Source organism: Plantactinospora alkalitolerans, from assembly GCF_015690345.1.
Taxonomy (GTDB): domain Bacteria; phylum Actinomycetota; class Actinomycetes; order Mycobacteriales; family Micromonosporaceae; genus Plantactinospora; species Plantactinospora alkalitolerans.
This window is the reverse complement of sequence record NZ_JADPUN010000214.1, coordinates 1-15337: the sequence shown is the minus strand read 5'-3', so window position 1 is coordinate 15337 and position 15337 is coordinate 1. Positions and strand designations below refer to the sequence as shown.

At 70.0% G+C, this 15337-nt stretch carries 12 protein-coding genes; 6 read left to right on the top strand and 6 right to left on the bottom strand.

What is annotated here, in order from left to right:
• Positions 1–205: 205 nt before the first annotated feature.
• The 3 genes from I0C86_RS24050 to I0C86_RS24040 are packed head-to-tail and all read left to right on the top strand — an operon-like array spanning position 206 to position 3919.
• A complete protein-coding gene (locus I0C86_RS24050; protein WP_196203557.1) occupies positions 206–2038 on the top strand; it encodes an SCO2524 family protein in 1833 nt (610 codons plus the stop codon).
• Position 2039: 1 nt separating this feature from the next.
• Positions 2040–2957 carry an SCO2523 family variant P-loop protein gene (locus tag I0C86_RS24045; protein WP_196203556.1) on the top strand — a complete coding sequence of 306 codons (918 nt, stop codon included), beginning with the start codon at positions 2040–2042 and terminating at the stop codon, positions 2955–2957.
• The gene (locus tag I0C86_RS24040) at positions 2957–3919 is read left to right on the top strand and encodes an SCO2522 family protein (RefSeq protein WP_196203555.1); all 963 of its coding nucleotides are present in this window, start codon (positions 2957–2959) and stop codon (positions 3917–3919) included. Before I0C86_RS24045 ends, I0C86_RS24040 begins: the two co-directional genes overlap by 1 nt.
• A gap of 31 nt (positions 3920–3950) precedes the next feature.
• Here I0C86_RS24040 and I0C86_RS24035 read toward each other — a convergent pair whose 3' ends face one another.
• The gene (locus I0C86_RS24035; RefSeq protein ID WP_196203554.1) at positions 3951–8303 is read right to left on the bottom strand and encodes a HEAT repeat domain-containing protein; all 4353 of its coding nucleotides are present in this window, start codon (positions 8301–8303) and stop codon (positions 3951–3953) included.
• A 206-nt stretch (positions 8304–8509) separates the two neighbouring features.
• Here I0C86_RS24035 and I0C86_RS24030 point away from each other — a divergent pair, with 206 nt between their 5' ends.
• Positions 8510–9442, top strand: coding sequence for an SCO2521 family protein (locus I0C86_RS24030; protein ID WP_196203553.1), 933 nt, complete (start codon positions 8510–8512; stop codon positions 9440–9442).
• 107 nt (positions 9443–9549) lie between these two features.
• Here the strand turns inward: I0C86_RS24030 and I0C86_RS24025 are convergent, their stop codons facing one another.
• Positions 9550–10926 carry a peptidoglycan DD-metalloendopeptidase family protein gene (locus tag I0C86_RS24025; RefSeq protein ID WP_407676344.1) on the bottom strand — a complete coding sequence of 459 codons (1377 nt, stop codon included), beginning with the start codon at positions 10924–10926 and terminating at the stop codon, positions 9550–9552.
• Positions 10927–11376: 450 nt separating this feature from the next.
• Between I0C86_RS24025 and I0C86_RS24020 the strand changes: the two genes are divergently transcribed.
• The gene (locus I0C86_RS24020) at positions 11377–12345 is read left to right on the top strand and encodes a helix-turn-helix transcriptional regulator (protein WP_196203552.1); all 969 of its coding nucleotides are present in this window, start codon (positions 11377–11379) and stop codon (positions 12343–12345) included.
• Between the two features lie 24 nt (positions 12346–12369).
• Here I0C86_RS24020 and I0C86_RS24015 read toward each other — a convergent pair whose 3' ends face one another.
• From I0C86_RS24015 to I0C86_RS24005, 3 genes are all read right to left on the bottom strand, one after another.
• A complete protein-coding gene (locus I0C86_RS24015; protein WP_196203551.1) occupies positions 12370–12600 on the bottom strand; it encodes a hypothetical protein in 231 nt (76 codons plus the stop codon).
• A 112-nt stretch (positions 12601–12712) separates the two neighbouring features.
• Positions 12713–13174 carry a large conductance mechanosensitive channel protein MscL gene (gene mscL / locus I0C86_RS24010; RefSeq protein WP_196203550.1) on the bottom strand — a complete coding sequence of 154 codons (462 nt, stop codon included), beginning with the start codon at positions 13172–13174 and terminating at the stop codon, positions 12713–12715.
• 81 nt (positions 13175–13255) lie between these two features.
• Positions 13256–13609, bottom strand: a complete 354-nt coding sequence (locus I0C86_RS24005; RefSeq protein ID WP_196203549.1) for an STAS domain-containing protein — start codon at positions 13607–13609, stop codon at positions 13256–13258.
• Between the two features lie 185 nt (positions 13610–13794).
• Between I0C86_RS24005 and I0C86_RS24000 the strand changes: the two genes are divergently transcribed.
• Positions 13795–14820: an NAD-dependent epimerase/dehydratase family protein gene (locus tag I0C86_RS24000; protein ID WP_196203548.1), complete on the top strand. Its 1026-nt coding sequence runs from the start codon at positions 13795–13797 to the stop codon at positions 14818–14820.
• Here I0C86_RS24000 and I0C86_RS23995 read toward each other — a convergent pair.
• Positions 14791–15337: DUF4352 domain-containing protein (locus tag I0C86_RS23995; RefSeq protein ID WP_230394675.1), on the bottom strand; the 547-nt coding region annotated here is incomplete at its 5' end. The two genes, I0C86_RS24000 and I0C86_RS23995, sit on opposite strands and share 30 nt — an antisense overlap.

The window sequence follows — 15337 nt, the reverse complement described above, 5'->3', positions numbered from 1 at the left end:
TCGCACCACTGTGGAAAGGTCGAACACTCCGGCGTTGACCAGCGTATTCCTCTGATTCGCGACCGTTTGCGGAGTCCGGCCGCGCCAACTGTCCGATCACGTACCTGTCATCGGGATGATCCGTGGAAGCAGGCAGCTCCGGTGGCCCATAACATGAGTGCCGTTCGACCTAACCGGTGAATTCGCGGATGGTGGTGCACGACAGATGAGGATTCAGCCCCGTCAGGAGCTCTTGGAGATCTGGGCCGCCACCGTCCGGTCTAGTTGGCAGGACGGAAAGTGGCAGTGGGGCGGGCGGGACGGTCCGAACTCGATCAGCGACGCCGAGCAGTTGCTCTGCCTCCTGCTTCCGGCCACCCAGGCGGACTTCGGGCTGGACCGTCCGGACGAGACCGCCGATGAAATGATCAAAGTGTTGCGTCCGCTCGGCAACGCGACCCAGATTCCCCTGGTACTGATCCAGGTGCTGACCGAGTATTACCAGCGGTACACCGACAAGACCGGGACGCCGGTCTTCTCCGGTCGGACGTATTTCCAGACCGGCGGCGCCGAGCCGACCGAACAGCAGCTCGAACTGGACATCGTCGACTCGTTCGCCATGTCGATCACCCTCTCGCTGGCCGCCATCGGTTTCGCCCGGGTCTTCCGGGGTGCGGTGCGCCGCGAGGAGATCCTCCGGGAGATCGCCGAACTCGAGTCGATGGCGAACATCCGGCTGACCGCGGCCATGGTCGGCCTGCTGCGCAGTTTCGCGGTCAACGTCTTCGACGTCGACTCGGACGAGGGGCAGGCGCTGTGCCGCACCCTCAACCAGTCCGACCTGCCGCAGCGACAGATCGTGGCGCAGCTCCGCCGGAGACTGCGGGAGACGATCGCCAGCTTCCGCGAGGTCCTGATCGGTTCCGGCCAGGTCGCCGACCTGGACAGCGCCAACCGGCTCTTCGAGTGCGGCTGGTCCTGGGGCATCGTCCGGGACGCGCCGGACGTCGAGACGACCGAGCCGATCGGCCGCCAGCCGGCCGGGGTCGCGCCGGAGGAGCCGTACCTCTACTTCACGGTGATCGCGATCGACGCGATCGAGGAGCTCTTCACCGAACGGACCCGGATCCTGGGTCTGCTCAACGACGAGCAGCAGCGACTGGCCCGAGCCCTGCAACTGCGGTGGGACCTGACCCGCGGCTACTGGGCCACCGTCGCCACCTTCGGCGACGGCCACCGCTGGCCGCTGGAGGACATTCCGTGGCGCACCACCGACCGGGAGGCCTCCGACTACTACACGCTGCTGGTGACCTCGCTGGCGGTCAAGGGCCTGGTGCTGGAGCGCGGTGCGGACGCCGAGCTCAGCCGGGTCGGCTCGGTCCTCGAGGAACTGGCCAACCGGGCCCGGATCACCCGCCGGCCGTTCGACCAGGATCCCGCGCTCGCGCTGCACGCGCCCGGCGTACAGGTGACGTTGCAGAACAGTGATCAACTGGGTGGCCCGGTGCTGCGCTGGACGGTGAGCGAGTTCTCCGCGCTGCTGCTGCAACGCACCTCGTACATCGGCGGTCTGTTCAGCGACGCCGACCAGCGGGCCCGGATGCTGGACCTGGCCGACCGGGTCTGGGACCACCTGGTGCTGCGCCGGATGGAGCGCGGCAACGCGCGCAGCCTCTGGGACCAGCCGGCGCGGGCGTTCGGGCAGTTCGAGGACTACTACGACGCCCCCTCCTGGTACTACACCGAGCGGGTGGTGCAGTCCCTGGTCACCACCGTGAAGATCCTGCGCCGACCACCGCTGCGCAGCGACCGGCTCACCCTGCACGCGCTGGACCTGCTCAACGAGGCCGAGCACCTCTACGATATGGAACTGTTGAGCGGTACGGCGGAAGCGGGACCGAGGATGCAGCAGACCCTTCAGATCGTCCGGGTCAACCTGCGGCGGGCCCGGGAGATCGTGCACGAACGGCCCGGCACCGCCGCCGCGCTCACCAGTTCGGTGCTGCGGAGCCTCGACGAACTGAACGCGGCCCGCCGGGACGTCTCGGAGGCAGGCTGAGATGTTGATCTTCGCGGCGTCCGACAAGGGTGGCACCGGCCGCTCGGTGACCAGCAGCAACATGCTCTACCGGAGCGCGTTGCAGGGCACCGACGTGTGCTATCTCGACTTCGACTTCGGCTCGCCGACCGCCGGGGCCATCTTCAACATCGACTCGGTGGTGCACGGCACCCGCCGAGGCGGCCTGCACGAGTACCTGGACGGCGCGCTGGCCGAACCGCAACGGATCGAGGTGTGGACCGAGTCGGACCGGCCGAGCCTGCGCAACCGGCCACCCGGGGCGGGACGTCTGGTACTCCTGCCCGGCAGCATCGGCGGCGGTGAGTTCCCGACCTCCCGGGAACTCGTCGAACGCTGCGCCCGGCTCTTCCTCCGGCTGGAGGAGGAGTTCGACCTCAGCCTCATCGACCTGAGCGCCGGCCGCTCGTACGCCACCCAGATGGTGCTGGCCGCCACCGCGATGCCGGAACTCCGGTCGGTCCGGTCCCGGTGGCTGGTGTTCCACCGGTGGACCCGGCAGCACGTGCTCGCCGCCTCGGGCCTGGTGTACGGCACCCGGGGCATCCTCGACGCCGGCGCCCGGGCCGGGCACGACCGCGACGACATGATGAACCGGCTCCGGTTCGTCCGTACCGCCGTCGTCGACCCCGACTCGCCGGAACTGGAGGGGTTGCAGCCGGCGCAGCTCGCCTGGCTCCGGGAGTGCAACCAGGACCTGCTCGAACTGGCCAGCAACAACCGGGTGGGTCGGACCATGCTGCTCGGATCGGTGCCGCTCGACCCGGTACTGCAATGGCGTGAGCAGCTCATCTCGGACAACGACGTGTACGCGCGCAGGATCGCCAACCTGGAGACCGTGGAGGCCTTCTCGGCACTGGCAAAGCTCATCGTCGACGACGCGGCCTGGGAGATGCTGTGATGAGAAGACCGGACGTGACATTCGAGGAGACGGCGGCCAGACGCAGCGTCGAGTCGGTCCCGCTCGCGCATCTCTCCGTCGAGCTGGGACACCTCTACATCGAGGAGTTCGCCGGCGGCGTCGAACAGCTCCGCCGGCACTTCGCCCGGGTCGCACCGTGGGCCGCGGCGGCCCGGCAGGCCTGCGTCGACCGGATGCCGACCGCCCGCCCCCGGATCAGCACCTGCTTCCTGATCGACGACTACTTCACCCGGTTCAGCACCCCCCGGGTGGTGATGGAGCAGGTACGGGAGGCGGCTCAGGGCACCGGCCTGGTGATCGACTACTTCGCCCGCGAGGCCGGTTGCGCCCAGGCCGACGACATCCCGCTCGCGGAACTGGTGCTCACCCAGCTCGTCTCCGACCCGGATCCGGGGACCGCCGGAGACCGGCCGCCGACCTCGGAGACCGGCTGGCTGTCCAACGGCCGGCGCTCGCCGGTCTCCCGGCCCGGACAGGCGATGAGCGCCAGCCAGGAGTGGCAGCCGCCGATGCAGAACGCGGCGAACCGGCACTCGATCTTCATGGACGTCGAGTTGTGGGACTACGAGGAGGACGGGCGGCGGCGCTGGTCCTGCCCGTTCCTGGCGGCGGTCTGGCAACTCATGCGGATGGGCCTGCTCCGGCACGAGGGCGAAGGGGTGACCAACCCCTACCAGCTCGACGACTGGCCGGACAACTGGGACGAGATGCCGGCGGTGGTGAAACTCAACCCGCACGCCGCGCCGTTCAGCGCGTACCGCACCTTCTCGGTGCTCGGCTCCCGCTTCCTGCCCATCGAACACGCGGTCCGGACGATCCTCAGCCAGGTCTCGATCAGCCCCGCCGTACTGGACCAGATCCAGACCCGCAGCCGGAACGAGCACATCGACCTGCCCAAGGACCTCGTCGAGCGGTCCGAGTACGTGTTCGTCAGCGACTGACCGGTCCGGCCGGCGGCGCACTCCCCGCCCCTCACACGTCCGGCAGATGGTCGGGATCGGCCCCCGGCAACCAGGTGAGGGCCTGACCGGCACGGCGCCGGAACCCGGGATCCGGATCGGTACGGGCGAGCTCGGCCAGCAGCGCGCGGGTCTGACCGTCGTCGCCGAAGTGCGTACCCAGGGCCAGCACGGTGGCGGCGCGTACCGACCAGTCCTGGTCGCGAAGCCGTTCGATGAACAGGGCACGGATCTCCGGATGCTCGGCGAGGCGTTCACCGAGAACCCGGAGCACCTCCCGGCGGACCTGTACGTCGGGGTCATTGCCGGCCCGGTCGATCAGCAGCTCCCGTACGGTCCGGTCGGTGCCGAAGTACTCGCCGAGGATGCGTACCGCCACGGCGCGGATCTGCGGGTCCTCGCCGGTGGCCCGGGCCATCAGCACCTCGCACTGCTCGACGTCGGTGCCGAGCCGGGCGGCGAGTTCGACGGCCGCCTCGTGCACCAGTTCGGCGTCCGGATCGAGCCGGATCCGCTCCAGCAGTGCCTCCCGGACGTCGGCGTCGATGCCGAAACGCTGGATCAGCAGCCGGGCGGCGGCCAGCCGGACCCGGGCGTTGATGTCACCGCGTACCCGGCCGGCGAGCAGGTCGTGGACGTCGTCCCGGGACCCGTTCCGGCCGATCACGGCGGTCGCGGCGAGGGCGAAGACCGCGGCGTCGGGGTCGTGGAGCGCCCGGTCCAGCAGGACCCGGTGTACGTCGTCGGTGAACTGCGGATCCCGGGTCAGGGCCTTCAGGGCGGCGAGCCGGATCTCGGCGTCGTCGTCGGTGCTGGCCCGTTCGGTGATGACCTCCCGGATCGTGGGGTCACGCCGCACCGTGTCGGCGAGCGCGTTGACCGCGGCGAGTCGTACGGCGGCGTGTGGATCGTCCCGGGCGAGCCCGGCGAGCACGTCGGAGACCGCCGCGTCCATCCCGACCTGTTCGATCAGGGCCTTCGCGGCGATCAGGCGGACCCGGGCGTCGGTGTCGCCGAGGGCGAGTTCACCCAGCGCGGTGCCGACGGCGGGGTCGGCGCCGACCTGTTCGGTGAGGGCTTCCGTGGCGAGCAGCCGTACGTCGGCGTCCCGGTCCTGGAGGGCGGCGGTGACGAGCAGGTCGGTGAGGGCGGCATCCCGGTCGAAGGTGTCGATGAGGATCCGGAGTGCGGTGCGCCGGGCGATCTCGTCGGTGTCGCCGCTGGTCCGGCTGACCAGCAGGTCCCGGATGGTGCTGTCCGCGCCGTACCGGTCGATCAGTGCCTGGGCGGCGGCCCGGAGCACCCCGGGGTCCCGGTCGGCGCGGACCCGGTCGATGAGCAGGGCCCGGACCCTGGTGTCGGCGGTGAGCCGGTCGCCGAGGACCCGGACCGAGGTACGTCGGGTGACCGGATCGGTGTCGTCGCGGGCGCGTTCGATCAGCAGGTCCCGGACCTGCCGGGTGGCGGCGAAGCGTTCGACCAGGACGTGTGCGGCGGTCCGGGTGACCTCGGCGTCGTGGTCGGTACGCAGGCACTCGATCAGGACGTCCCGGAGTTCCTCGTCGCCACCGTAGCGGTCCCCGAGGGTCTGGATGGCGGTCCGGCGCACGCTGGCGTGCTCGTCGGCGCGGGCGCGTTCCCGGAGCAGTTCGCGGACGTGGGGTTCGTCGCGGAAGCGTTCGCCGAGGGCCTGGACGGCGGCGAGGCGTACCCCGGCGTAGCCGTCGGCGCGGACGCGCTCGATGAGCAGGTCCCGGGCCTCGGGGTCGGTGCCGAAGCGTTCGCCGAGCGCCTGCACGGCGGCGAGACGTACCCCGGCGTGGTTGTCGTCCCGGGCCCGTTTGATCAGGCGGGTCCGGGCGCGGGCGGCGGCGGCCTGGTGGGCGGGGCTGTCGACGGTCGAGGTGGCGAGCTGGGCGACCTCGGCCAGCCCCGCCACCGAGGCGTACGAGGCGGGGCTGTCGTCCATCGCACCGAGGACCTCGTCGAAGAGGTCGTCGATCCGCTCGGCCGGGGTGGAGAGCATCGCGGCGAGCCGGGCGGCGTGGGTCGAGACGGGACTCCAGACGACCCGGACGCCCCGGCGGCGGTACCAGGAGAGGTAGACCGTGCGGCCGGGCCAGTTCGGGCCGATCGCCTTCGCGGCGGGAAGGATCTCCTCCTCGATGAGCCGGGCGGTCTCCCGGTCGTCGATCGAGACGCAGTGTTCGAGCAGCAGGATGAGTTGCCGCAGCAGCGCCTCGGCGGGTCGGGCGACCGCGGCGTGCAGGTTGCGGACCTCGGCGAGGCACTGCACGGCGAGGGCCAGGTTCCACGGCGGCGGGGCGAAGTCGGCCGGCGGCCAGGGCTGGTTGACCTCGGCGGTGAGCAGGTGGATGAGCTGCGCGGTGTGGTTCTGGTGCAGGGCACCGGCGAGCAGCCGGAGCACCTCCCGCCAGGACAGGTCGGCCCAGTGCCGGCGGAACAGCTCCTTGAGTTCGCCGACCGAGAGGACCTGGTCGTGCTGGAACTTCGCCAGGATCGCGTCGGCGCAGAAGAACTCCAGGAAGGTGCGGTGCACGAAGCCGTAGACGTGCGGGCCGTACCGGCTGAGGATGAAGTTGCGCTCCCGGAACTGGTCGATCATCGCCAGTGCGATGGTCCGGGCGGACGCGGCGTCCCGGCGGTACCGCTCGACCAGGTACTGCTCGAAGACCTCGCTCAGCTCCACCCGGTCGATGTAGTTCACGGTCAGGCCCCGCTCGACCGACTGCATCCGGTACGCCAGCCGGCGGAGCAACTCCTTCTTGTCCTCGGTGTCGAGGAAGCCGGCGACCTGGGACTGCTCCCGCAGGTGCCGGTCGACGTCCCACTGCTGCACCAGGACGGTCGCCGCGTGGTCGTACAGCCGCCACCGCTCCCGGGGCAGGGCCTGGTGCTTGCCGATGATCGCCAGGATCGTCAGCAGCAGCGGGTTGCCGGCCAGTTCCCGGATCGCGTGTGAGTGCCGCATCGCGTCCAGCAGCCGGGCCCGCTGAGCGTGCGCGGCCTCCGCCCGGTCCCGGATCGCCAGCCGGTACCAGCTCGACAGGAACTCCGACGTCTGGTCCTCGTCCAGGTCCTGGAGGGTGAAGTGGGTGAATCCGACACCGGTCAGGATGCGCCGCGAGTAACCGATGATCCGGGAGGTGACGATCATCCGTACCTGCGGATGGGTGGTCGCGAATCCGGCGATCTGCCGGGCCACCTCCTCCCGCCGGTGCCGGTCGAAGACCTCGTCCAACCCGTCCAGGATCATCACGGCCCGGCCGCCCGTCCCGAGGTGCCGTTGCAGCGCGGACCGCTCGATGCCGAGCCCGTCGGTGTTGGCCCGGTGGTCCAGGTAGTCGACGAAGCTCTCGCACTTGCCCTCGGCGGCCAGGGTGATGAAGGAGCGCAGCTCGATCAGCAGCGGCAGGTGGTCGGTGAGCACCGCCAGCCGGTCGTCGGTCGGGCCGCCGGTGAGACTCAGTGCCACGTACCGGGCGGCGGTGGACTTGCCGGAGCCGGGATCGCCGAGCAGCACGATGGCCCGCTGGTCCGGTGCCCCGAGTACGTCGAACAGCCGCTGCAACGGCTTCGCCCGGTACGACTCGTGTAGGTGCACCAGCTCCTGCGGGTCCACCTCCTCCGGTACGTCCTCGGTGCCGATGTGCCCCTCGGACTGCATCCGGCGCAGCCATTCCCGGGGCAGCTCGGCCGGTGGCGGGTCCTCGCGTACCCACTGCTCGACGAAGACCGACATCAACTGGATCCGCAGGTAGTCCTCGGTCTGCTCCGGCGTGAGTGCGTCCAGGTCCAGCACCCCGTAGTGCTGGCGCAGCCGGAGGCAGTACTGCTTGAGGACGTCCCGGCTCAACGCCTGCATCCCGGTCGCGGGCCAGCCGGCCTCGGTCAGCCGGTTCGCCACCGCCGCGGTGACCATCGCGGCCAGGTCCGCAGGATCGCGAAACGTGCTGCACATGTGCCGGTCGCCGAGTTCGGCCCGGAGCGCCTCGATCTTCTCCGCCGCCTGGCCACGGTCGACGAAGCTACGCGGCCAGGGTGCCTCCTCGTCCAGCAGGAAGATCAGACAGGGCTTGCCGCCGGAGAGTGCCTCCCGGTATTCCAGCTCGGTGATCGACCGGTCGTACCCGTCAGGGACGAAGCCGTAGCGCCAGGCGAAGATCCCGACGTAGACGTCACACTCCGCGACGTCCGCGAGGCAGCGTTCCAGAGGTCGGCGGTCCTCGGCCACGTACGACTCCATGGCCATGTCCTCGACCCGCAGCCGGCGCAGCGCAAGCTGAACGGCTGCGCGGCACTCCTGCAGATCCCGGAAAGTGGCCGAGACGTAGACCTTGGTCACGGCGGCTCCTTGGGGCGGCGGAAGCGGCGCGTGACGTCACCGTATCAACAGGACCCAAGGCGACAACTCCAGCCGATCAGTCCGGCGTCCGACATCCGCCCGGCGCGGCGCTTGCGGGATCAGACCATGATGAAATGCGATGGGCCGATCGGCGTCCCCCCGCCGCGGTTCGGTCAGGGCGACGCGCGAGGTTGTGGAGGACCGCCATGTTGACCTTGGGTGAGGTCCATACCGGACTCCTGCAGAACTCCGGGTCGCTCTCCCTGGAGCACACCACCCAGCTGCTGGATCTCCAGGTCGGCCAGCGGGTCCGCCGGTCCGAGCGGCCGATCGCGTACGTCGTGTCGCCGGACCAGCTCACCGGTGTCGACTGCCGGCTGCCGACCGGCTCCGGCCGGGGCTCCCGGGGCGTGGGCACCGTCGTCTCGCACGCCGCGATGACCGGCGGACACGTGCTCCAGGGCTCCACGTACACCCAACTCGACCGGGCCGTCAGCAATCGCCGACTGGTCTGGTCGCACTACCTGTCCCGGCCCGGCTGGGTCGAGACGATCGGCAAGGTCGACGTCCGGGACGTGTCCCGGGGTTTCCTCGGCCCCACCTACCAGCCGCAGACACTCAACCTCGGCGCGATAAGTGCCCGGCTGATGGACGCCGTGCAGAGTTCGGCGCGGCTGGACCGGCAACCGCCGTTCCGGACCAAGCGGACCCGACTGCGCTGGTCGGTCGTCCCGTCGGACGAGGAGTCGGCGGAGGCCCGGGGCACGTTCCGGGTCGAGTCCGACACGCTGCGGACCCTGGAACTGACGGCGCCGCAGCGCGACGTACCCGCGCTGGTCGAACTCTGTGAGGACCTCGCCCTGCACGACTGGCTGCTCACCACGCTGCTGGCGCTGATGGAGGCCAGCCTGACCGGGCCGGGCACCCGGGCGCAGAAGATCGACCGGCTCCGGCCGGCGATCGACTGCCTGCTGCACCTGTGGATGCCGGCCGCCCGGCTCGACGAGTCGGTGCTGCCGGTCTGGCGCGATCTCGAACATCGGCCCGGGTTCAGCCGGCAGTGGCAGACCTCGGTGACCCGGATCCGTGACCAGGTCACGCTCAGCACCATCGCCCTGCTGGAGGCGCCCTCCCGGTGAGCCGCTCCACGCCGATCGAATGGTCGGTGACCGACGCCGTGGTATCACCACGACGGCGAGTGACGCCTACCCCGGCGGGGGGCGGCGTCACTCGCGCTGGTGGGTTGTCAGGTGGTGGCGGGGTTGCTGGCTGCGGGGATGTCGTTGCAGCCGCCGTATTTGAGTCCGGAGCGGAGTTGGGTGTTGGTGTGGGGGCTGTAGATGTTCCAGTTGGAGCCGTTGGTGCAGTCGCGGCGGTAGAGGATGAGGTCGGTGGCGCCGTCGGCGTTGTAGTCGCCGGGGGCGGGGATGTCGTTGCAGCCGCCGTATTTGAGTCCGGAGCGCAGGTGGGTGTTGGTGTGGGGGCTGTAGATGTTCCAGGCTGATCCGTTGGTGCAGTCGGGGCGGTAGAGGGCGAGGTCGGTGGCGCCGTCGGCGTTGTAGTCGCCGGGGGCGGGGATGTCGTTGCAGCCGCCGTATTTGAGTCCGGAGCGCAGGTGGGTGTTGGTGTGGGGGCTGTAGATGTTCCAGGCTGATCCGTTGGTGCAGTCCCGGCGGTAGAGGGCGAGGTCGGTGACGCCGTCGCCGTTGTAGTCGCCCGGGGCGGGGATGTCGTTGCAGCCGCCGTAGCGGAAGTCGGCGAGGATCTGGTTGCCGGCGGCACCGTTCTTGATCCACCAGGTGGATCCGTTGGTGCAGTCGCGGCGGAACAGGGCGAGGTCGGTGATGCCGTCGCCGTTGTAGTCGCCGGGGGCGGGGATGTCGGTTGATCCGCCGTAGTGGTGGTCGGCGAGGATCTGCGCGTCGGCGGCGCCGCTCCGGACCCACCAGGTGGATCCGTTAACCGGGTCCCGCCGGTACAGCGCCAGGTCACTGTGCCCATCGCCGTTGTAGTCACCCATGGTCCGGCTCTGGGGGCCGCCGCAGTTGTTGCTGACACGCGTAACCGCGGGCGACAGTGGTTCGCCGTCGGGATAGCCGTCGGTGGTGATGCCCGACGGTATGCCGTTGAACCACGACTCGACCTTGGCGCCGTCCCGCTGCTGCTCGAAGTGCAGGTGCGGACCAGACGAGCTGCCCGTACTGCCGACCTTGCCGAGTTGCCGCCCCCGGCTCACGGTATCGCCGACCCGCACCATGGGCGCTTCGAGCATGTGCAGGTAGAGGCTTCGCCAGCCGTTGCCATGGTCGATCTTCACGAAGTAGCCGCCGCCGGTGCCCATCGGACCGTTCGGGTTCGCCGGGGTCCGCCCGCCGAGGGTTCCGTCGATACCGGAGGAGACGACCGTGCCCTGGTAGGCGGCGAGGATCGGTCGGCCCCACGAGTTGCCGGACGTCGGGGTCATGTCGATGTCGTAGTCGTCGTGTCCCCGGTAGGTCTGCAGGAGCCACGATTCACCGCACGGGAACGGGAGCTGGAACAGCGGGCGGGGGCCGGCCGCCTCCGCCTCGTACGCATCGACCGTGACCAGGGTCGCCGAGGTCATCATGGTGAGCGCGGCCAGCGTGGTGGCGAGAACCGATCGGCTGCGGGACAGTGCTGTCCGTATCGCCTTCAGTGATGTCGAGAGAGGCAACGGTCATCCTTTCGCAAAGGTGCCAGCGGCTTGGTTCCGGCGCGGAGGGAATGGTGGAATTGATGGGTTGGCGGCCGTCCGTGCTGTCACCAACGCAGCGACGTTGATGAACACGGCATGAACATCGACGCCAGATGAGCCCTCCGATAGGTGAACAACTTCTTCCCTGATGGATCTGTGGATGGCGCTCGGGCGGTGCTGCCTCGCCCGGTATCAAGAATTTCGATCTTGTGAGTCGAAGTCACGGCCTCTGACCTGGCGCGATTCCGCCTGGCGTGATGGCGCCACCGCCCGCATCCGGATGCTCACGTCGAGGGCAGCGGATCGATCGCCGGCTGTTGCAGAATTGCCCTAGATCCACGGGGGAGAGGGGTTGCGTTGCTGGCCAACCTGGGTTTGTCACAATGCGATGAAAATGTGTACCGGGCGATGCTTCACCACCCTCGCGCGGAAGTGGGGGAACTCGCCGCCTACCTGGAGGTCGACGAGAAGGCGGTCTGCCAGTCACTGGACCGGCTCATCGACCTGTCGTTGGTCCGCGCCTCCGACGCAGGCCTGCGGGCGGTGCGTCCGCAGGCCGGCCTGATGTTGCTGCTGGCCCGCGCCGAGGCGGAGGTCGCAGCCCGACAGCGCCAGATCGAGGCGACCAGGTCGGCGATCATCAGCATCGCCGCCGAGTTCTCCGGACACGGCTCGGCGGACGTCGTCACCCGCCTGGAGGGGATCGAGGCCGTCCGTGACCGGCTCGCGGAACTCGTCTGGGAAACCGAGTGGGAGTGCTGCTCGTTCAGCGGCGGGGGTGCGGAGGCACCCGACACCATCGAAGCGGCGAAGCCGCTCAACCAGACCGCGCTGAGGCGTGGCGTGCTGATCCGGGGCGTCTACCAGGACAGCTTCCGGAACGACCCGGCCACCGTGGCGTACGTGCGGTGGATGGCCAAACTCGGCGGTCACTGCCGATCGGTGCCGATCCTGCCGATGCGGCTGGTGATCGTCGACCGCCGAACCGCTCTGGTGCCTATCGACCCCGCCGATTCGCGAGCCGGAGCCCTGGAGATCTACATCCCGGGCGTGGTCACCGGCCTCGTCGCGCTCTTCGAGCAGGTCTGGGACTCGGGCCGGCCCTTCGGCGAGGCACCGGCCCGCGACGGGGACGGCCTGACCGATCAGGAGCGGCACCTGCTCAAGCTGCTGGCGGCCGGGCATACCGACGAGTCCGCGGCCCGCAAGCTGGCGGTGTCGACCCGTAGCGTGCAGCGGATGATGACCGTGCTGACCGAGCGGTTGAGAGCGGTGAGCCGGTTTCAGGCCGGAGTGGAGGCGACCCGCAGGGGTTGGGTGGCCTAGGACCGGATCCCGTGGCCCTTCCTGTCACCCGGGGGGACGGGCCGAGAGTTCCCGCCAGGTGTCCGGGCCGACCAGCAGCGTCCGGATCCGGTCGTACGCCTCGTCCTCGCTGTCGAACTCGAAGAACCGGGAGATCCCCTCGGCCCCGCCCGCGCGCTGCTCCACGTGCCACTGGTCGGCGTCGGCCCGCAGGTAGACATCGCGCCGCGCCAGGCGCCCCCACTTGCCGTTCCACCAGTGCTTTCGCTGTTCCATACCCGGACCCTATCGAACGTGTGTTCGATAGGGTCGTCGGGCGGGTGAACCTACCTGTCGGACCCTTGGTGTAGGGCGGACTCCGACCGGGTGCCGGGTTGGTCGGGCTGGTTCAGGGGTGACGCTGGGCCGGCGGGTACTGCTGGCCGTACCGGTCGTCCGGCGTTTCGGGGTGCTGTCCCGGCGCCCGGCCGGCGGCGACCAGCGCGTCGCGGATCTCGGTGAGCAGCTGGATCTCCTCGCTCGGCGCGGCAGGCGGAGGCTCCTCGCCCCGCCGGCGCCGCTCCGCGAGCTTGTTCATCGGAAAGACCACCAGGAAGTAGAGCACGGCGGCGGTCATGAAGAAGGTGATGGTGGCGTTGACGAAGCCGGCCCAGTCGATCTTGTCACCGTTGGGGAGATTCCAGGTGCCCGCGAACTCGCCCTTGCCGCCGCCGAGCAGGCTGATCACCGGCTTCAGGAACGACGTGGTGAACGCCGTGACCAGCCCGGTGAAGGCCGCGCCGATGACCACACCGACGGCGAGGTCGACGACGTTGCCCCGCATGATGAAGTCTTTGAAGCCCTTGAGCATTCGCGCCTCCGATAGGTTGCCTGTTTGTCGACGGTCAACCTATGCCCCGGCCGGCCCGGGAGGAAAAGCGCCGGCGGTCGCTCAGCCCGTCGTGGCGGTCCCGCCGGCCACGGCCTCGTCGACCGTGGCGTGGGTCTGCAGCACCTCCACCAGGCCGCTGACCTCGAGGATCCGCAGCACACCCCGGCGCGGGGCGGCCAGTCGTACCACGCCGCCGGCCTCGTCGGCGCTGTTCCGGGCCCGGACGAACACGGAGAGCCCGGTCGAGTCGCAGAACGACAACTCCGACAGGTCGAAGACCAGCCGGATGCGCCCCTTCTCCAGCAGGTCCGTGATCTGGTCCTGCAACTGCGGCGCGGTTGCCATGTCCAGCTCGCCCGCGACCGACACGACGACGACGTCGGCACGCTCTTCGGTCTGCACCGTCAGGGACATTCTCGACCTCCTGGGATATCGGTCGAACCGTACTCCACAACCGGGTCGGTACGCACCGACGGGCCTCCGGAAGTCGCCGCGCCGGCCGTCGGCCGAGGTCGCCCGGCATCCGGCACCCGACCGACCGTGATCAGCCGTACGCGAACAAGCTTTCCGGGCGGGTACCGGCGGGGCACGATCGGCGGATGCGCATCCTCGTTCTCGGCGGCACGGTCTTTCTCGGTCGCGCCGTTGCCCAGCAGGCCCTCGCGGCCCGACACGACGTTACCTGCGCCGCCCGTGGGTCGTCCGGAAACCCCGTCGACGGCGTGCGCTTCGTCCGGGTGGACCGCGACGACCCGGCGGGCCTCGATGCCCTTGACGGAAAGTTCGACGCGGTCGTGGACGTCGCCCGCCAGCCCGCCCACCTCCGGCACGCGCTCGCCTCGCTGGCCGGCCGGGTGGGACACTTCACCTTCGTCTCGACCGGTTCGGTGTACGCCGACAACGCCACCGTCGGGCAACGGGCCGACACCGCCCCCGTACTGCCACCCGCCCCCCGGGACGCGGAGGACCCGTCCAGGGACGCGGAGTCGTACGGGTCCTGCAAGGTGAGCGGTGAACGGCTGGTGACGGAGGCGGTCGGCGCCGGTCGGGCGTTCGTCTGTCGAGCCGGCCTGATCGTGGGGCCGGAGGATCCGAGCGGGCGCTTCGAGTACTGGGTCCGGCGGGCCGCCCGGGGAGGCGAGATTCTCGCCCCCGGGACTCCGGACGACGCCGTGCAGTTCATCGACGTGCGCGACCTCGCCGCCTGGATCGTCGAGGCCGTAGAGCGGGGCCTGGCCGGCACGTACGACGGGATCGCCGCGCCGATCAGCCGGCGGGAGTTCCTGGCCGCCGTGGTGGGCGAGGGCGCCCCGCTGACCTACGTACCGCAGGAGTTTCTCGCGAAGTACGAGGTGGCGCCCTGGTCCGGCCCCCGCTCCCTGCCGCTGTGGCTGCCGGTGCCGGAGTACGCCGGCTTCATGAGCCGGGACGTGACGCCCTCCCTGGCGGCGGGACTGCGACCCCGGCCTCTGGCGGCGACCGCCCGGGACACCGCCGCCTGGTTGACCGCGGTCGACGCCGGATCCGCCCCGGGCGGCAGGTCGATCGGCCTCACGGCGGCGGAGGAGGCCGAACTGCTGGCGACCTGGCATGGCTCATCCGGTCCGGACCTGTACCCCCGGTGAGGTCGCGGAGCCGTGCAGCCGCAGCCGGACGATCCGGGAGTCCGGCGGGATGTCGTAGACGATCGCACCGGTCACCTGATTGCCGGGGTTGATCTCGCTGAGGAAGGCGTGCTGTTCGGCATTGGCCACCAGTCCCGCCGTGCTGTCCACCCCGAACCGCTGGCCTGCCGGCCCGTACGCGATCTGCAGGTTGTCGTGGAAGACCACCGGCTGTGCGCCCAGGTTCCGCACCGCCAGGTCGACCACGCAGAACTGTCCCAGCGCGAACTGGCTGACCAGCGGGTCGCCCACCTCGGTCAGGCCGCAGCGCAGTTGCCGTACCCGAAATTCGAGATCGCCGTCCCGAATCGGCTGGTTGAGCCCGACGATCCGCCGCTCCCGCTCCCGCAGCCCGGTGTAGAAGTCGGGTCCCCAGGCGAGGGCGATCACGAGGGCGGCCACGCAGCAGCAGGAGAGCAGTGCCGCGACGATGCCGAGCACGAACCACCATCGTCGGTCGCTCGGGCGGGTGGGGTTC